This is a genomic window from Actinosynnema sp. NPDC037264 (assembly GCF_055603705.1).
The window spans coordinates 18,916-35,452 of record NZ_JBVJVK010000079.1 but is presented as its reverse complement, the minus strand read 5'-3'; the positions used below and the strand labels follow the sequence as shown (position 1 = coordinate 35,452).

Annotated in this window: 18 protein-coding genes; 6 read left to right on the top strand and 12 right to left on the bottom strand. The window is 71.7% G+C overall.

Translation table 11 applies throughout. The annotated features are described in order from the left end of the window. Window positions 1-90: 90 nt before the first annotated feature. The gene (locus tag ACZ7GX_RS41490; protein WP_498785590.1) at window positions 91-249 is read right to left on the bottom strand and encodes a universal stress protein; all 159 of its coding nucleotides are present in this window, start codon (window positions 247-249) and stop codon (window positions 91-93) included. A 167-nt stretch (window positions 250-416) separates the two neighbouring features. On the opposite strand from ACZ7GX_RS41490, the gene ACZ7GX_RS41485 reads away from it, so the two are divergent. The 3 genes from ACZ7GX_RS41485 (at window position 417) to ACZ7GX_RS41475 (ending at window position 3,210) form a co-directional block, all read left to right on the top strand. Continuing rightward, window positions 417-1,640: an MgtC/SapB family protein gene (locus tag ACZ7GX_RS41485; protein ID WP_498785588.1), complete on the top strand. Its 1,224-nt coding sequence runs from the start codon at window positions 417-419 to the stop codon at window positions 1,638-1,640. 608 nt (window positions 1,641-2,248) lie between these two features. Continuing rightward, window positions 2,249-2,848, top strand: a complete 600-nt coding sequence (locus ACZ7GX_RS41480; protein WP_498785586.1) for a CBS domain-containing protein — start codon at window positions 2,249-2,251, stop codon at window positions 2,846-2,848. A 221-nt stretch (window positions 2,849-3,069) separates the two neighbouring features. After that, the gene (locus ACZ7GX_RS41475) at window positions 3,070-3,210 is read left to right on the top strand and encodes a hypothetical protein (RefSeq protein ID WP_498785584.1); all 141 of its coding nucleotides are present in this window, start codon (window positions 3,070-3,072) and stop codon (window positions 3,208-3,210) included. 103 nt (window positions 3,211-3,313) lie between these two features. Here the strand turns inward: ACZ7GX_RS41475 and ACZ7GX_RS41470 are convergent, their stop codons facing one another. Continuing rightward, the gene (locus ACZ7GX_RS41470) at window positions 3,314-3,922 is read right to left on the bottom strand and encodes a hypothetical protein (RefSeq protein ID WP_498785582.1); all 609 of its coding nucleotides are present in this window, start codon (window positions 3,920-3,922) and stop codon (window positions 3,314-3,316) included. 190 nt (window positions 3,923-4,112) lie between these two features. On the opposite strand from ACZ7GX_RS41470, the gene ACZ7GX_RS41465 reads away from it, so the two are divergent. From ACZ7GX_RS41465 to ACZ7GX_RS41455, 3 genes are read left to right on the top strand one after another with little or no spacing between them, the layout of a single operon-like run. After that, window positions 4,113-4,991 (top strand): universal stress protein, encoded by an 879-nt coding sequence (locus ACZ7GX_RS41465; RefSeq protein WP_498785580.1) that lies wholly within the window; start codon window positions 4,113-4,115, stop codon window positions 4,989-4,991. Continuing rightward, on the top strand, window positions 4,988-5,221 hold the full coding sequence (locus ACZ7GX_RS41460) for a DUF1918 domain-containing protein (RefSeq protein WP_498785578.1): 234 nt from the start codon (window positions 4,988-4,990) through the stop codon (window positions 5,219-5,221). Before ACZ7GX_RS41465 ends, ACZ7GX_RS41460 begins: the two co-directional genes overlap by 4 nt. Continuing rightward, window positions 5,218-7,497, top strand: a complete 2,280-nt coding sequence (locus ACZ7GX_RS41455) for a heavy metal translocating P-type ATPase (RefSeq protein WP_498785576.1) — start codon at window positions 5,218-5,220, stop codon at window positions 7,495-7,497. The genes ACZ7GX_RS41460 and ACZ7GX_RS41455 overlap by 4 nt, the downstream gene beginning before the upstream one ends. A gap of 512 nt (window positions 7,498-8,009) precedes the next feature. Here the strand turns inward: ACZ7GX_RS41455 and ACZ7GX_RS41450 are convergent. From ACZ7GX_RS41450 to narH, 10 genes are all read right to left on the bottom strand, one after another. Beyond that, window positions 8,010-8,309 carry a DUF5655 domain-containing protein gene (locus ACZ7GX_RS41450; RefSeq protein WP_498785596.1) on the bottom strand — a complete coding sequence of 100 codons (300 nt, stop codon included), beginning with the start codon at window positions 8,307-8,309 and terminating at the stop codon, window positions 8,010-8,012. A gap of 56 nt (window positions 8,310-8,365) precedes the next feature. Then, complete coding sequence (locus tag ACZ7GX_RS41445; RefSeq protein WP_498785574.1) at window positions 8,366-8,713, bottom strand: hypothetical protein; 348 nt, start codon at window positions 8,711-8,713, stop codon at window positions 8,366-8,368. A gap of 132 nt (window positions 8,714-8,845) precedes the next feature. Next, complete coding sequence (locus ACZ7GX_RS41440) at window positions 8,846-9,214, bottom strand: DUF4342 domain-containing protein (RefSeq protein ID WP_498785572.1); 369 nt, start codon at window positions 9,212-9,214, stop codon at window positions 8,846-8,848. Beyond that, window positions 9,102-9,371, bottom strand: coding sequence for a DUF1876 domain-containing protein (locus tag ACZ7GX_RS41435; RefSeq protein ID WP_498785570.1), 270 nt, complete (start codon window positions 9,369-9,371; stop codon window positions 9,102-9,104). Before ACZ7GX_RS41435 ends, ACZ7GX_RS41440 begins: the two co-directional genes overlap by 113 nt. A gap of 384 nt (window positions 9,372-9,755) precedes the next feature. Next, window positions 9,756-10,196, bottom strand: a complete 441-nt coding sequence (locus tag ACZ7GX_RS41430) for a hypothetical protein (RefSeq protein ID WP_498785568.1) — start codon at window positions 10,194-10,196, stop codon at window positions 9,756-9,758. Further along, complete coding sequence (locus ACZ7GX_RS41425) at window positions 10,193-12,709, bottom strand: multicopper oxidase domain-containing protein (RefSeq protein WP_498785566.1); 2,517 nt, start codon at window positions 12,707-12,709, stop codon at window positions 10,193-10,195. Before ACZ7GX_RS41425 ends, ACZ7GX_RS41430 begins: the two co-directional genes overlap by 4 nt. Window positions 12,710-12,921: 212 nt before the next feature. After that, complete coding sequence (locus ACZ7GX_RS41420) at window positions 12,922-13,425, bottom strand: CBS domain-containing protein (protein ID WP_498785564.1); 504 nt, start codon at window positions 13,423-13,425, stop codon at window positions 12,922-12,924. A gap of 30 nt (window positions 13,426-13,455) precedes the next feature. Further along, the gene (narI, locus tag ACZ7GX_RS41415; RefSeq protein ID WP_498785562.1) at window positions 13,456-14,196 is read right to left on the bottom strand and encodes a respiratory nitrate reductase subunit gamma; all 741 of its coding nucleotides are present in this window, start codon (window positions 14,194-14,196) and stop codon (window positions 13,456-13,458) included. Then, the gene (gene narJ, locus ACZ7GX_RS41410) at window positions 14,193-14,918 is read right to left on the bottom strand and encodes a nitrate reductase molybdenum cofactor assembly chaperone (protein WP_498785560.1); all 726 of its coding nucleotides are present in this window, start codon (window positions 14,916-14,918) and stop codon (window positions 14,193-14,195) included. Before narJ ends, narI begins: the two co-directional genes overlap by 4 nt. Next, window positions 14,915-16,537 (bottom strand): nitrate reductase subunit beta, encoded by a 1,623-nt coding sequence (gene narH, locus ACZ7GX_RS41405; protein WP_498785559.1) that lies wholly within the window; start codon window positions 16,535-16,537, stop codon window positions 14,915-14,917. Before narH ends, narJ begins: the two co-directional genes overlap by 4 nt.

Below are 16,537 nucleotides of genomic sequence, written 5' to 3'. Positions count from 1 at the left end.
CCAGGATCGCCCACTCCGCATCCGTCAGATCACCACGCGCCACAACGCAATTTGATCAAACCCTACGATCAACATTCCGGCGGACACGCCCTAGGGGTGAACACCCATCGACGGCGCGGGTACGACCGAAGGCTGACGTCGCCAGGCCATCGTGGCCTCGACGGTCGTGCCGGTGCGCGTCGCCTCGTCCAGTGCCCAGCGCAGTGCCTTGCGGCTCGCGGGCGATCCGTCCACTCCGACCAGGATCATGACTTCAGCGTGTGCCCACCACGTTCGTGTCGGCAGGGACCCAGGTCGCCAGGTGCGCGGGTCCATGCGCCCTGGCGGGGCGGTGGTCTCCGGTGGACGCTAGTCGCCATGACCGCCACCGACGCCCGCGGTCCGAGCGTGCCGATCTTCGACCTGGGGACCGACCGGTGGACCTGTCGCCGGTAGCGGGCCTGGGCACGGCCCTCGCGATCGGTCTGCTGCTCGGGCTGGAACGCGAACACGCCACCGCCGGGGAGCGGTTCAGACCCGCCGGGTCCCGTACCTTCCCGCTGATCGCCCTGGCCGGCGCCCTCGGGCAGGCGCTGTCACCCGCCGTGGCAGCGGTCGGTTTCGCGGCGGTCGCACTCGTGGTTCTCGTCTGGTACCGGGAAGCCCTGCGGTCCGAACGAGCCGACGTCGGCGCGACCACCGAGGTCACCGCGCTCACGGCGTACCTGCTGGGAGCGCCGGCCTGGGAGTGGCCCCAGCTCGCGGCCATCGCGGGCGTCGTGGTCGCGGTGCTGCCGGCGGCGAAACGTCCCCTGCACCGGTTCGCGACCGACCTGGTCACCGACCGTGACGTCACCGACGCGATGACGCTGTTCGTGGTGGCCTTCGTGGTGCTTCCCCTGCTGCCCGACCGGCCGTTGGGGCCGTACGGCGCGCTCAACCGCGCCAGGGTGTGGACACTGGTGCTCGCGGTGACGTTGATCGGCTGGGCGGGGTACCTCGCGGCGCGTGTCCTGGGGCGCCGGTGGGGCCTGTTGGTGGTCGGTCTGGCGGGCGGATTCGTGTCGGGTTCGGCGACCACCGCGGTCCTCGCGCGACGGGCGCGCGACGGGATGCCCGCGCTCCCCGCCGCGATGGCTGTCAACGCGGCCACGCTCGTGCAGCTCCTGGCGGTGACCGCCGTGGTGAGCCCGACGGTGGCCCTGCGCCTGGTTCCCGCCGTGTGCGCGGGCGTTGTGGTGGTGTCGGCGGAGGTCGCGTGGTCGACGTGGCGTGCGCGCCCCGAACCCGCATCCGGTGTCGACCCCGTCGTCAGCAGGCCGATGTCACTGCGATCGGCGCTGGCGCTCACTGTGGTCCTTGTCGTGCTGCTGGTGGTCACCAAGGCGGCGGCCGACTGGCTGGGCGGTGGCGGGGCGGTCGCCGCGGCCGCGCTGGGAGGTCTCGCCGACGCGCACGCGGCGTCGGTCGCGGCGGCTTCCCTGGCCCCGAACGCGATCCCGGTGGACACCGCGGTGCTGGCGTGCGGAGCGGCGTTGGCGACGAACACGGGCGTGAAGCTGGTCCTGGCGCTGGCGGTCGGCGGCCCTCGCTTCGCCGGCGCGTTCGCCGTGCGGCTCCTGCCCGTGGCCGCTGCGGTTGTACTGGGCATGGCGTGGTAGCGCGGTGTGCAGGTCGTCACGGGGCCGCCTACCCCGACCGCCGCGTCACCCGGGCGATCAGCGGGCGCGGTCGAGCATCGGCCCGCGTTCCGCGGACCCGATGACCGCGCGTGCGGCGGGGACGGCGTCGGGATTGACGGAGATCGACGTGATGCCGAGCCGCACGAGGTGTTCGGCGAACTCGTGAGGGTCCGGGCGACCGGTCCGCCCGGCCACTGGACGGTGTCGATGTCGTCGTCCGCGCCGGTGGGCCGGTCGGTCGGGAACAGCAGGTCGACCTCCATACCGCCCTCGGGGTCGAACGGGTCGGGGTAGGCGGCCTGCGGCCCGGTCGCGACGGCACCCGATCGTGTGGTGTGGACGAACAGCTGGTCGGATCCCCGGCTGATGGTGCGGGACAGGTCCGCCGCGCGGGTGCGGCGGCGTTCACGCGCCGCCGTGAACGGCGCCGCCTCGGTGAGCGTCACTTCGTAGGTCATGAGTCGAGGTTCACCCCGCAGGCGGCTCCGGTGCGGTGGCCAACATCGCTGCGGACAGGGACCTTCGACCCCGTGTCGGAGGTCCGGTGGCACTGGGGTGGCTCTCGGCGGACGCGGACCGTGGAGGGCATGAAGGCCGAGGACCTGATGACCGAGCGCGTCATCACCGTGCACCCCGACCGGGCGGCGAAGGAAGCGGCACGGCTGCTGGCCGAGCACACCTTCTCGACGCTGCCCGTGGTGGACGACGACGGCCGCCTGGTGGGCGTGGTGACCGAGGCCGACCTGCTGCGGCACCGCATCCTGCCGGACCCGGGCACCTACGTGCACGGCCTGGCACAGCAACCGACGGCGGCCACCGTCGGTGAGGTCATGTCGATCAGGGTGGTCAAAACGGGACCGGGCACCCACGTCGCCGAGCTGTCCAAGGCGATGCTGGACCGGCACGTCCACACCGTCCCCGTCGTGGACGGCGACCGGCTCGTCGGCGTGGTCAGCAGGCGGGACCTGTTGCGCAGCATCGCCCGCGACGACGAGCTCATCGCCAAGGACGTCCGCCACCACCTGTCACTCCTGGGCGACACTCCGTGGCAGATCACCGTCGTCGACGGCGTGGTCACCCTCCTGGGTGACGGTGCGAACGAGGCCGAACGGCACGCCGCCACCGTGGTCGCGGGCGCGATCGCGGGCGTGGTGCGTGTGGAGATGCCGACGGAGGAGCTGGCGTGAAGGCGTTGCGCCTGGAGAGCTGGAAGTCCGATCCGGTGCTGGTGGACGTGCCCTAGCCCGAGCCGGGACCGGGTGAGGTGGTGGTGCGCGTCGGTGGTGCCGGCGCGTGCCACTCGCACCCTGCAACTGATGCGTGAGTTCGACACCGGCCAGTTGCCGTGGGGACCGCCGTTCGCCCTCGGCCACGAGAACGCCGGTTGGGTCACTCGCCCGGAACCGGGGTGACCGGTCGGGAGGTCGGCCAGGCGGTCGCGGTCCACGGCCCGTGGGGCTGTGGCGCCTACGCGCGGTGCCTGCTCGGCGTCGACACCTACTGCGAGAACCCCGCCGCGGCGCCCGTGCCCGGTGGCGGCGGGGTCTGAGGTTGGACGGCGGCACGCCGGGGCCGGACATCGACGTCCGACCTGTGGACGGCGGTGAGCTTGCCGTACACCTTGGTCAACTGTCGGATGTGGACGACGGGTGTCATCGCGACCACGCACCTTCGGCCGAGGTCTTCACCGCGTGCAGCACGGCGCGCTCCAGCACGCCCATGAACGGACCTGCCAGCCTCCAGTAGCGGCGGAACCGCACCCACGCGGTCGGGTCGTCCGTGGACACCCGCATCTCGTAGGTCAGCAGCGAACGGCGTTCGCCGTAGGGCAGCACGGTGAGGGCGCACGCGACCTTGCCGTAGCCGGGCTCGGCGAAATCGGTGAAGGCCCGCGCCTCGATCTCGCGCAGCTCGATGACGGGTCGCCAGAACTTGCCCACCGCGCCGAAGACGATCTCGGAACCGGGTCGCTCACCCAGCAGCACCCAGTCGGTGCCCGCGGTCAGGTCGCCGATCGTCAGCCGGGTGGGGTGGCGCGGCACGGCGTGCTTGCGGTCGCGGATGCGGCGAGGCAGTCGGCGCACCCACTTGGCCGCGTCGAGCACCGGCTGGTGCACATCGGACAGGTCCAGTTCGCGCAGAACCTGGTACACGGTCGGCGGGTCGGCGTCCACGAGCACGTGCGCGGTGCGGGTGAAGTCCGCACGCGACAGGAACCGGTCGATCAGCAACGGCGCGGGAGCGTGGTCGGACGACGTCATGGCGGTAACACCTCCTGGGCGCGGAAGCACCTCGTGCGTCCACGGTCGCCCGGTCGCCCGTCGTCCGACAGGGACCGCGGCAGGGTCTTCCCGCGTCGGAAGGCCCTGCCCGGGTGGGACCTTCGACCGCGTTCCGCAACTCGGGGGCTGCCTAGCGTGGGAGAGAGGCCTGCGACCGTGGAGGTGCGAGATGGCCGGACCGGTGGTGGTGGGTGTGGACGGTTCGTCCGCCGCGCTCACCGCGGTGCAGTGGGCGGCCGACGAATCGGTGCGCCGACACGTCGGCTTGCGCTTGGTGCACGGCTACCTCCCCCCGATCCACGGGTACCCGGAGTTGGTGCTCGCCGAGAATGAAGTGCGCCGTGTCTTCCAGCTACGTGCCGAGCAGTGTCTGGAGGAAGCCGCGGCAGCGGCACGGGCCACGGTGCCGGACGTCCACGTCGAGTGGGAGGCCGTCGGCGCCGGCCCGTCGGAGGCGTTGATCGACCAGTCACGGCGGGCCTCGCTGCTGGTCGTCGGTTCGGAAGGGCGCGGTGGTGTCGCCGGTCTGCTGGTCGGCTCCGTGGCGGTCGCGTTGGTCGCACACGGCCGGTGTCCGGTGGTGGTCGTCCGGCACGCCGAGGCGCTGAACGGGCCGGTCGTCGTGGGGGTCGACGGTTCGCCGGTCAGCGAACGTGCCATCGCTTTCGCGTTCGAGGAGGCATCGCTCCGGGCATCACCGCTGACCGCGGTGATCGCCTGTGACGACTTCGTGTACGACACCCCGGAAGGCTCGCTGCGGCTGGTGTCGGACTGGGACGCGGTCCAGGCGGAGCAGCGCCGGGCGCTGGCGGAGCGGCTGGCCGGGTGGCAGGAGAAGCACCCCGATGTCACCGTCGAGCGCGAGGTGGTGCGAAGTCGTCCGACGCGGGCCTTGCTGGACGCGGGGCGGGGAGCCCAACTGCTCGTCGTGGGCAGCCACGGGCGCGGTGGGTTCACCGGGATGCTGCTCGGTTCCACCAGCCAGGCCCTGATCCACCACGCGCCCTGCCCGCTGGCGGTGGTGCGCAGGACGGAGGCGGAGCGGTGAAGGCCGAGGTCGGGGACTGGGTCGTGGTCGAAGGCGTCACGCTGGGCGTGCCCACCCGGCGCGGGCAGGTGGTGGAGTTGCACCACCCGGACGGTTCACCGCCCTACGTCGTGCACTGGCTCGACACCGACAAGCAGACGCTGGTGTTCCCCGGACCGGATGCCCATGTCGTGACCGCCGAGGAGGAGGCACGGCGTGTCGCCGCGGCAACACAGGCGATCGCGCCGTGAGGAGCCGGTTCGAGTCCGCTTTCCTCGTCGTGGTCGCGGCGCTGCTCGGCGCGGGCGGTGTGTTGTGGTGGCTGGACTGGTCTGCGGCGGCGCCGGTGTGGGGTGCGGCCACGGCGGTGGCCGCGGTGCCCGCGCTGGTGTGGGCCGCCGCCGACCTGCGCGCCGGGCGGTTCGGCGCCGATCTGCTCGCCGTGCTCGCCCTCGTCGGCACGCTGGTCGTCGGCGAGTACCTGGCGGGCGCGGTGGTGGCCGTCATGCTCGGAACCGGGCGTGCGCTGGACGCCTACGCCCAACGGCGTGCCCGCCGCGACCTGAACGCGCTGCTCGAACGCGCGCCCCGACAGGCCAGGCTCCGGACGGACGAGGGCGTGCGGGTCGTACCCGTCGAGGAGGTACGACCCGACGACGACGTGGTGGTTGGACCGGGCGAGATCGTGCCGGTCGACGCGTCGCTGCTCGGCGACGCGGTGTTCGACGAGTCGGCGTTGACCGGTGAACCGGTGCCGGTGGAGCGCGCAAGGGGTGAACGGGTCCGCAGCGGCGTGGTCGTCGCCGGGGGCTCGGTGGACCTGCGGGCAGTGGCCACAGCGGAGGACAGCACCTACGCGGGTGTGCTGAGGCTGGCCGAGCAGGCAGCGGTGGGCAGTGCCGAGGTGGTCCGCGTCGCCGACCGGGTCGCGACGGTGTTCCTCCCGGTCGCGCTGGCAGTGGCGGCCATCGCGGCGCTCGTGGCGCAGGACCTGACCAGGGCGGTGGCCGTGCTCGTGACCGCCACCCCGTGCCCGCTGCTGCTCGCCGTGCCCGTGGCGATCACCGCGGGCATGTCGCGTGCCGCCCGGTCCGGTGTCGTGGTCCGCGACGGCCGGGCGCTGGAATCACTCGGGCACGCGCGCACGGTGCTGCTGGACAAGACGGGCACCGTGACCGAAGGTCACCCGGTCGTGGTCGAGGTGGTCCCCGCTCCCGGCTGGGACTCCCAGCGGGTGCTCGACGCGGCGGCCGCGGTGGAGCAGCTGTCCACCCACGTCCTGGCCGACGCGGTCGTGGTGGCCGCATCCGCAGCCGGCCGTCATCCGGTCGCGGCGGAGCGGGTCGAGGAACGCGCCGGCTGGGGTGTGCGCGGTGAGGTCGGCGGCGCGGAGGTCTTCGTCGGCAAGGTCGCGGAGCTGCCCGGATGGGCGCGTGCCGTGGCGAGCCGGGCCGCCCTGGACGCCGCCACCGTGACCTGGGTGACCGTCGACGGTGACGTGGTGGGCGGCCTGCTGGTGCGCGACCGCATCCGCCGGGATGCCGCCCGCACGGTGCGCAGGCTGCGGGCCGCGGGCCTGGGCAGGGTCGTCATGCTCACCGGTGACCGGCCCGACGTGGCGCAGGACGTGGCGGGGCTGCTCGGCTTCGACGACGTGGTCGCGAACTGCTCGCCCGCCGACAAGGTGGCTCGGGTCCGGTCCGAGCCGGGCGTGGTCGTGATGGTCGGCGACGGCATCAACGACGCGCCGGCGGTCGCCGCCGCCGACGTCGGCGTGGCACTGGGCAGCCGCAGTTCGACAGCAGCGGCGCAAGCCGCTGACGCGGTCATCCTCGACGACCGCATCGACCGCCTCGCCGACGCGGTCGAGATCGCGGCCCGCGCCCGTCGGATCGCCACCCAGAGCGCCGTCACCGGCATGGGGCTCGCCCTGGTGGCCATGGCGTTCGCCGCGGTCGGCCTGCTCCCGCCCGTGCTGGGCGCGGTCACGCAGGAAGCCATCGACGCCGCCGTGATCCTCAACGCCCTGCGGGTATTGCTCCCGTCCCACCGGCTGCGCGTGCGGCCGTCGACCGAGGCACTGCTACGACGGTTCGACGCCGAGCACGACGACCTGCGCACCGTGCTGCACGCCGTCCGCTCTGCCGGGGACGACCTGCGAGCCGGGACGACACCGGCGGCTCTGGGATCCGCCCGTCACGCCTACGACCTCGTCACACGGGTGCTGCTGCCGCACGAGCGCGCGGAGGAGCACGAGCTGTACCCGGCGCTGTCCGCCGAGTTCGGCGGCCCCGACAGCACCGCACCGATGAGCCGTGGCCACGCCGAGATCGAACGCCTGACCAGACGCGTCGGCAGGCACCTGGCCGTACCGGGCGGTCCCGGGCCGGACCAGGTCGAGGACCTGCGCGCGACGCTGTACGGCCTGCACGCCGTGCTGCGCCTGCACTTCGCCCAGGAGGAAGAGAACTACTTCGTCCTGGCCGAGCACACCCGAGCAGCCGGAAGTCGAGGAGAAAAGGGATGACGACCATCGTGAAGAGGCCCGCGGACCGGGCCATGTCGGAGGTGTTCGACGCGCTGGAGAGCGCGTGGCCGTTCGGAACGAGGCACGCGTTCCACGTCGAGGACTTCGTCGAGGAGGGCGGGTACGTGCTCCGCGCGGAGCTGCCAGGCCTCGACGCCGAGTCCGACATCGAGGTGAGCCGCACCGGCGAAATCCCGACCATCACCGCGAAGCGGGAACAGGAGACCCACGAGCGGCACCGCACGGAGTTCCGCTACGGGGCGTTCAGCCGGACCGGCTCGGCCCGACTCCACTCACCGCGGCAGCCCGGCCGGTTCACGGGTCACGACCTCGATGTCGTCGGCCCGACCATCCCGGCGACGCGGTCGTCACTCAGCACGAGCACCACGTCCGGACCTGGGCCGGCGCTGCGGGCGTGTGCCCCAAGCGCCGGCTCGTCCGGCGACGGGACGGGGATGTCTACGAGCACGCGACAGGGTTCGCGTTTCGAGGCAGGTCGAGAGCCCGGAAGCTCAACCGGCGAGATCGGCGGCCTCGCGCAGCCAAGCCGTCACCTCGTCGTCCAGTTCGTCGAGGTCGTGGACCTCCAGGTGGTGCGTCCAGTGCGCCCGGGCCGGGTGCGCGACTTCCTTGAAGCGCGCGGACGGGTCGCGGTGGTCCAGCGCGATGGACAGGACGACGTCGGCGTTCGGCTTGGCGAGGTACTGCCCTGGAATCCACAGGTACGCGAAGCCGCGCTTGCGTCGGAACGCCACCTGGCTGCGGGAAACCCGCACTTCGACGTCACCGAACCCGGCTACGGTTGAGCGCACCCGCTCGAACACCTCGGCTGCGAACGGGTGGCCCGCGAAGAACGCCGCAGGCGTCGTCACGAGTCCACGTCCGGTGCGCCCAGTGCGTGCGGCAGCTTCACGAGTTGGACGACAAGGGCGATCGACACGGCGACGACGACCACCGTCAGCGCTGCCCGCGTGATGGTCGTCCACGGGATCTGGGAGTCGTCGAATCGGAACGGCCACCCGGACCGGATCCACACCAGCGCGGCCAGCGCCGCCACGGTGGTCAGCACGTCGCCCGGCAGGATCAGCCGGCGTCGGAGGAGGAGCAGGCAGGCAGTGTTGACCACCACGCCGACAGCCAGGCCGATATCGACCCACACCACCACGTCGAGAGCCTCCTCGGTGAGGAGCGGGTCGGCACGCCACCCCGGCGACACGTTGATCAGGACCGCAGGGCCACGTTGACCAGCACACCGATCAGGTAGCCGGCACTCCCGGCCGACGTGACGGCCGGTCGCGTCGATGCGCTCGGCAGGTCAGACCTCCATCGCACCCGGTGTCGCTGTCTCCTACCGTCGATCGCCCGAGTCCGGGCCGGGGACGGAGTCCGCGGGCCCCGCAGGACGAGCGTCCCGTCCCTGGTCGAACCGCAGCCTCCGCCCCTTGGGCGGCACCGCACGCCCCGGTCGATCGGCTGGGCCTGCCGTCACGGGGATCTCCATCACGGTGTGGCCCTTGTCGGTCTTGATGACCAGGTGCCGGGTGTTGCCCTCGTCGAGCAGTTCCTCCACCTTCTCGACGAGCGCTTCTCCGCGCAGGCGAGCGTCAACCGGGCAGGTGGACCGGCTTGTGGGTGATGCCCTCGATGTCGGCCGTCGCGGCGTCGAGGAGCTTGTGCGCCAGGTTGGACAGCGCCCTCGCGGTGGCCAGCTCGTCACCGATCTCCGGGACGTCGGTGTCGGCCGGGTTCAGCCTCGCGGTGCCGACACCGACCAGGTGGGTGTCGTCCCGTGTGCGCAGGCGGGCCTTGGCCCTGGTCTTCTCGTCGTGCTCGTCGATGGTGATGTCGACGCGCCACTCCTTGGTCGTGTTCATCGGGTTCTCCAGTTGGTCGGGATACCTCGTGCTCAGCCGTCACCGGGGTCGACGTGGTGCTCGATTGTCGAGTGCGGTGGTCATGGTGGGCCTCTCTCGATGGTGCTTCGAGCCTGCTCTTCGACCGCGCGACGGCACAGGGACCTTCGACTCCCACGGGTAGGGAATCCGCCGGCGTTCTCGCCGATCAGGATGGGAACGCCACAGAGGTCGGCAACGGCTTCGTCACCGGTGGCGACGGCGAGCTTCCGCATGCGTCCAGGGAAGCGCGGTCCCACGGGCGGCGACGCCTGCGGACGTCCTCATGGGGCCGGGACCTCCGTCCCCAAGGCGGCGGCTGCCGGACCGCTACGTCGCCTGCGCTGCCCTCGGGATACGGCCAGTTCATCGCTCGACCAGGCCGGTCGCCAGCAATACGACGCCGAGCGAGCCGGTGAGCGCGGCGGTGGACATCGCGCGGGCGAGTTGGGGCCGGCCTCGGCTCTGAGCGATGCCGTGGAGGGAAGCGGCCACCATCACCAGTGCGAACAGCACGAGTTTGGCGACCAGGACCCGGCCGTAGCCGGGCTCGGTCAGCGACTGCCAGGTCACACCACGATGCCAGGCCAACAGCCAACCGCCGGCGATCTGCGCCGGCACGAACCCAGCCGTGGTGATCACGGCGAACCGCCGTCCCACGGCCTTGAGCACGCTCGCCCGCTCGGTCAGCCCGAGCAGCCGCCGCACCGGTGGCAGCACGATCAGCAGGACGGTCAACTGGCCGCCGACCCACAGCGCCGCGCCGGTCACGTGCACGAAGCGCACCACGGTCCAGATGTCGATCACGGGACGACCTCCACGAAGCCGTGGGCGCCATGTTCGGCGTGGCGCATGTCGTGGTCGACGAACGGGTAGCGGCCGCGCTCGGGGAACGTGAGTTCGGCGAACCCGCCCTGGGCGGGTGCGAGGTCCAGCGCCTGCGCGCCACCACTGGTGCCGGGGCGCAGCGTCCAGGCGCCTTCCTTGTAGGCGGCGTCGAACTGGCCGCCGACGACGTGGAAGCTGAGCAGGTCACCGGGCCCGGCGTTGACCACCCAGAACCGGACCCGCTCACCGACCCCGGCGGTGAGGGGCGCGTGGTCGTACTGGTTGGTCATGCCGTTGAACTGCCAGCCGTCCGGCCGCCCGTCGGCGATCCTGGCGGTCTGTTCGTCGCTCCCGGGTTCACCGGCGAAGTGCTGACCGCCGAGCAGGACGTACTCGTGGTCGACGGGTGGCAGGTCGGGTGGGTCGACGACGACCGCGCCGTACATGCCGTTGGCGATGTGCAGCGACATGGGTGCGGTCGAGCAGTGGTACAGCCAAGCGCCTGCCCGTTGGGCGGTGAACCGGTAGACCAGTCGCTCGCCGGGTTCGATCGTGCGCATCGGCTCCTCGGGGGCGAGGGCACCGGCGTGGAAGTCGATGCTGTGGCCGATGGTTCCGTCGTTGACCAGGGTGATCTCGAACCGGTCGCCGACCTTGCCGCGCAGCACCGGACCGGGAGCGGTGCCGCCGAAGGTCCATCGGCGTTGCCGGACGCCGGGTGCGACCTCCACCTCTTGCTCGGTGACCCGCAGTTCGACCTGGTGCACGAGGTCGGACGACGAGGGCGGCAACGTCGCGTCCCAGGGCTTCCAGCCGGCGCTCGGCGCGTTGCCCGTGGTGCCGTCGGAGGCGGAGTGCGACGAGTGCCCACCGTTGCGGTTCGCACCGGCGTCGCCGGGCGCGCTGTTCGTGCTGATGGTCATGGTCATGCCGGCCATGCGGTGCCCGGCGACCGTGCACCAGCCCGGTAGCTCGCCGTTGATCACGCCGGCGTCGATCTCCTGGGTGTCCCCGGTGGCCAACCGGTCGGTGCGGACGCCGTTGGCGAGCCGCAGGTCGTGCGGTACGGCGTCGGTGTTGGTCACCCGCAACAGCACGCGGGTGCCGGCATCCACCACCACTGCGGACGGTGTGATCCGCATGTCCCGTAGCTCCACGTCGACGGTGCGCACCACTCCGGCGCCGACCGCCTCCTGGCCGCCGCTGACCGCGAACCCGACCGCCGTCAGCACCGCGACCAGTCCGACCGCGAGTCCCGGAACCGTGCCGCTGACCGTCGGTGGCAACGCCCCGTGCGCGGCGACTGGCACGGCCACCGCCAGCGCGAGCACCGCGAACCACCCGAAGCCGACTGCGGCCAGCCCCCACCCCAGAGCGGGGAAACCCGTCAGGACCAGGGCTACCGCGACGTTCACGCTCACCACACGGGGGAGCCACGCGCGATCGAGCACCGCGACGACCTTCTTGTGCTCGGCCGGCCCGCGGCTGAGCACGACGGGCAGCAACTGGGTCAGCGATCCGGTCAACACCTGCGCCCCGAACCCGACCAGCAGCATCGGCAGCACCCGACCGGTGGCGGCGGACACACCGTCCAGCGACCGGCCGTCCAGCAGGGTACCGGCCTCGGTCAGCAGCGCGGCGAAGAACCAGCACAGCGCGGCCGCCAGCTGCCAGGGGGCGGACCAGCGAGGCGCAGCACGCAGCAACGCGGCCCCGAACGGCACCAGCGCCATGCCGACACCGCCGGCATACGCCAGCAACCCGATGACCGCGACCCACACGTTCCCGACCACGAACCCGGCCGCGGCCGCCGTCAATCCCGCGATGAGCAACCACAAGGTCCGTTGGGCCCGCTGCCGGGCGTTGTCGGGCATGCGAGTGCGCAGTGCGGTCGGACCGAGGGTGACCATCGTCCCGAGCACCGACAGCCCCAGCCAACCGAGCAGGGTGACGTGCACGTGCGCGCCCCACAGCTGCGCGTACCACTCCAGCCCGCCGGCGGTCAGCGCACCGCCCAGCGTGGCGCCCACCGCGAGCGCAGCTGATGCCGCCGAGTAGTACCCGGTGAGGTAGCTGTACCGGTTGGGCAGCGCCGCCCGTCGGATCCGCACGAGGTGGACGGTGTGCACGACCGCGATCACGGTCACCGCGGTCGCGCCGGTACCCGACAGCCAGTGCGCGTCGACCACGACACCGACCAACACCAGCACGACCGCGAGGTTCAGCCCGGTCAACCCGAGCCTCATTCGGCGCTCCGGCGGAGCGGGCGCCCGGCACAACGCGACCACGAAGTGCTCCGACCACACCACGATCGCGTTGGTCGCGCAGCCGAGCAGGAACGCGTGCACCGCGACCCACCCCGGCAACCCGAACCGCTCGTGGGTGACCAGCAACGCCACGGCGACCGCCAACCACCCCAGCACCAACACGTTGCCCCACACCACCAGTGGACCCTTGAACCGCGACCGGGACGGCGCCGCACTCGGCGCCATCAGATCAACCGATGGAGTCATCGAGCCACGAACCGTTCGCTGGTGCCGAAGGAAGCATCACGTCCACCATGCTGGATCAGCGGCGAGGTGATCCAGCAGGGCCCAACGTCCCGAACCGACCCGGACCTTCGACCACCGGGCACCGGCCTGCCCGGAACGTGACCTCGCGCGGAACGCACAGGGATCCCGACCGCTCTCCGGTGCGCCGGCTCTCACGGTCCTGGTGTCCCTGCTGATCTCTCTTGAACCGTCCACTGCAGGCGGGACTTCCCCGGTCGGGTGGCGCGTTCGGCAGCCCGCGCGGCGACGTCGGCGTCGCTGCAGAATCCGGTCAGTCGGCGTTTGAGGCAGAGCAGGCCCATCAGGGTGCCGTTGTCGTCGACCACGGCGCGGCGTCGCTGCCCGCTTGTCGTGAGGAGCTCGTAGGCTTCTTCGGCGGGCATGTCCGCCGGGACCGTCCGGCCGGACACCTGGGAGTGGGGCAGCGCGAGGTCGGTGTCGTCGAGGTTGTCGGGCAGGTCGGTTCGCACGAGGGTCCCCATGAGGCGTCCGGACTCGGTGAGCAGGAGCAGGTGGACGTGGTCGTCGGCGAAGCAGGCGCGGGCCTGGTCGACGGAGGCGTCGACCGGCAAGGTCTTCGGTCGTCGCACCACTACGTCACCGACCGTCTTGCCGATCAGCTCCGGCGGGGCTTGCCCCGGGGTGGGAACGGGCACGGTGCGGCCAATCATCGGGTGCGGTCGGAGTCAGCGTCGGACGTCGTGCAGGCCGCGGTCCCGCACGGTGGCCGGGCTCGGAGCGGCAGCGGTCGGGGACCCCCGGCGGGCACGGTAGACGACGTAGGGTCGCCACAGGTAGGCCATCGGCGCCGACCACACGTGCACCAGCCGGGTGAAGGGCCACAGCGCGAGGAACAGGAAACCGCCGATCGCGTGCAGTTGGTGGACCAGTGGCGCTTCGGTCATCAGGTGGGTCTCGGGGGAGAACCAGAAGATGCCGCGGAACCAGACGGCGATCGTCTCGCGGTAGTCGTAGCCGTCGCCGAGCAGGTTGGTCCCGACGGTGGCGGTCATGCCGAGCACCACCATCACCGCCAGCGCCACGTAGAGCACCTTGTCCATCGTCGTGGTGACGCGGCGGACGCGGCCGTTGACGAAGCGGCGGGCGATCAGCAGGGCGAGACCGGAGACGAGCACGAGGCCGGTGATGGTGCCTCCCCACACCGCGGTCGCGTGGTAGAGGTGCTCGGAGACACCGATCTTCTCCGTCAGCGAGGCGGGCACGAGCAGGCCCATGGCGTGGCCGCCGATGACGCCGAACGCGCCGAGGTGGAACAGCGGCGAGCCCAGCCGCAGGATGCGGCTTTCGAGGAGCTGGCTGGTGTGGGTCGTCCAGCCGAACTGGTCGCGCCGCCACCGCCACGCGTGGCCGACGAGGAACACCGCCAGGCAGGCGTAGGGGACGACGATCCAGACGAGCGTGTTCATCGGGCACTCTCCATCGAAGGGCGGGCGTGCGCGCACGGTCCGACGCTGAGGTCGGTGCCGGTGTCGGTGCTGAAGTCCGGGCCGAAGCCGATCGACTCGACATCCGTGCCGTAGGGCGCCAGGCCGACGGACTCCACGGGCGGGCCGTCCTCGGCGAGCGCTCGGATCGCGTCCCGGTCGATCTCGGTCAGGGGCGGCAGTGCGGTGACGACCGCCTCGAGCAGGTGCCGGTAGGGCGATCCGTTCTCGTCCAGGGCGGCGCGGAGCAGCTCCACCCCGCGGCGGTGCTGGCGCAGCGGTGCCTCGCCGTCGCCGGGGCCCGCGACGGCGGCGAACTCCAGCACCACCGGCAGCAGGTCGGGCAGCTCGCCCTCGGCCAGGCGCAACCCGTGGGCGCGGTAGCGCTGCTTGAGGGTGAGCAGGGCGATCCCGCGCTTGCGGGTGTCGCCGTGGAGGTAGTAGGTCAGGTACAGCCCGCAGCGGCGGCGCAGGTCGAAGGTGTGCACGTAGTGGGTCTCGACCTCGATCGCGTCGGTGACCAGGAACCAGTCGAGGAACGCCGCGAGCCGCGCCCGCACCTCGTCGTTGGCGATCTCGCCGACGGCGGCGCGCAGCTCGTCCCCCGCCGCGAGCAGCCGGGCGTCGGGGTAGGTGAGCAGTGCCGAGGCGAGGCCGAACAACCGGGATCGGTCCGCTCCGGCCACGCCGGACTGTCGGGTCACGAGCGTTCTCCAGTCGGATCGATGGACAGGCCGAGCCTGCCGTCGCCGCGGCGGGCGAACAGGCCCCTGCGCCCCGGGCGGGTCTGGTCGCCGTCGGCCACGAGGTGGAACCGCTCGGCGGCGGCGGGTTCGGTCATCCCGGGACCACCGGCGCAGTCCAGCGAGCAGTCCGAAGTGGATGCCGCCTGGGCTTCCAGCGCGGCGGCGTCCTTGGCGTACGCGGCGGGGATGACGTAGCGCTCGTCGTACTTGGCGATCGCGAGCAGCCGGTACATGGCCTCGATCTCCGCGCCCGGCATGCCCACCGCCTCGCACAGCTCTTCGGCAACGGTGCCGTCGAGGGTCCTGGCCCGCATGTAGGAACGCATCGCGGCCAGCTTCATCAGGACACCGGCCACCGCGTCGGCGTCCCCCGCGGTGAACAGCTCGGCGAGGTACTCCAGGGGGATCCGCAGGTCGCGGACGGTGTGGAAGACGTCGTCGGCGTCCGTGTCGTCGCGACCCGCGGCACCGACCGCGTCCAGCACCGGGGAGAGCGGCGGGACGTACCACACCATCGGCAGGGTGCGGTACTCCGGGTGCAGGGGGAGTGCGATCCGGTAGTCGCTGATCAGCCGCCACACGGGCGATGCCTGCGCGGCGAGCACCCACTCCTCCGGCAGTCCGGCCTCGGTGGCCAGGCGCACGGTCTCGGGGTCGTGCGGGTCCAGGAACACCTTCCTCTGCGCGGCGAGCAGTTCCCGCTCGTCCCGCACCGATGCGGCGGCGAGCACGGCGTCCTCGTCGTAGAAGACCAGACCCAGGTAGCGCAGCCGGCCGACGCAGGTCTCCGAGCAGATGGTGGGCTGCCCGGCTTCGATGCGCGGAAAGCAGAAGGTGCACTTCTCCGCCTTGCCGGTGGCATGGTTGACGTAGACCTTCTTGTAGGGGCAGGCGGTCACGCACATGCGCCAGCCGCGGCAGCGGTCCTGGTCGACCAGGACGATGCCGTCCTCCTCGCGCTTGTACATCGCGCCCGACGGGCACGCCGAGACACAGGCGGGGTTGAGGCAGTGCTCGCAGATGCGCGGCAGGTGGAACATGAAGGTCTTCTCGAACTCGAACTTCACCCGCGCCGCCGCGTCGGGAGCCATCGCGGTGATGTTCGGGTCGGTGGCGGCTCGCTCGTGGGCGCCGCCGAGACCGTCCTCCCAGTTGGCACCCCACTCGAGGTTGATCGGTTCGCCGGTGAGGGCGGACCGGGGCTGTTTGACCGGGGTGTCGGTCAGCCCGGCGGGTGCGGACACGAGGACGTCCTTGTCGAACGTCGCCGGCTCGTAGTAGTCCTCCAGCGTCGGCAGGTCGGGGTTGGCGAAGATCCGGGACAGCCGCTTGATCCGCCCACCGGAGCGCAACACCAGACGCCCCTTGGCATCGAGTTGCCAGCCTCCCTTCCAGCGCTCTTGGTCCTCGTAGTGCTTGGGGTAGCCGATGCCCGGCTTGGTCTCGACGTTGTTGAACCAGACGTACTCGGTTCCCTCGCGGTTGGTCCAGGTCTGCTTGCAGGTCACCGAGCAGGTGTGGCAGCCGATGCACTTGTCGAGGTTCATCACCATGGCAACCTGGGCGCGGATGCGCAT

Excerpts from the sequence above, each read along its gene's own strand:
- ACZ7GX_RS41425 (WP_498785566.1), bottom strand. The coding sequence starts at position 12,709 with ATGGCGCCGAGTGCGGCGCCGTCCCGGTCGCGGTTCAAGGGTCCACTG.
- narH (WP_498785559.1), bottom strand. The coding sequence starts at position 16,537 with ATGCGCATCCGCGCCCAGGTTGCCATGGTGATGAACCTCGACAAGTGC.
- ACZ7GX_RS41470 (WP_498785582.1), bottom strand. The coding sequence starts at position 3,922 with ATGACGTCGTCCGACCACGCTCCCGCGCCGTTGCTGATCGACCGGTTC.
- ACZ7GX_RS41480 (WP_498785586.1), top strand. The coding sequence starts at position 2,249 with ATGAAGGCCGAGGACCTGATGACCGAGCGCGTCATCACCGTGCACCCC.
- ACZ7GX_RS41465 (WP_498785580.1), top strand. The coding sequence starts at position 4,113 with ATGGCCGGACCGGTGGTGGTGGGTGTGGACGGTTCGTCCGCCGCGCTC.
- narI (WP_498785562.1), bottom strand. The coding sequence starts at position 14,196 with ATGAACACGCTCGTCTGGATCGTCGTCCCCTACGCCTGCCTGGCGGTG.
- ACZ7GX_RS41490 (WP_498785590.1), bottom strand. The coding sequence starts at position 249 with ATGATCCTGGTCGGAGTGGACGGATCGCCCGCGAGCCGCAAGGCACTG.
- ACZ7GX_RS41435 (WP_498785570.1), bottom strand. The coding sequence starts at position 9,371 with ATGAACACGACCAAGGAGTGGCGCGTCGACATCACCATCGACGAGCAC.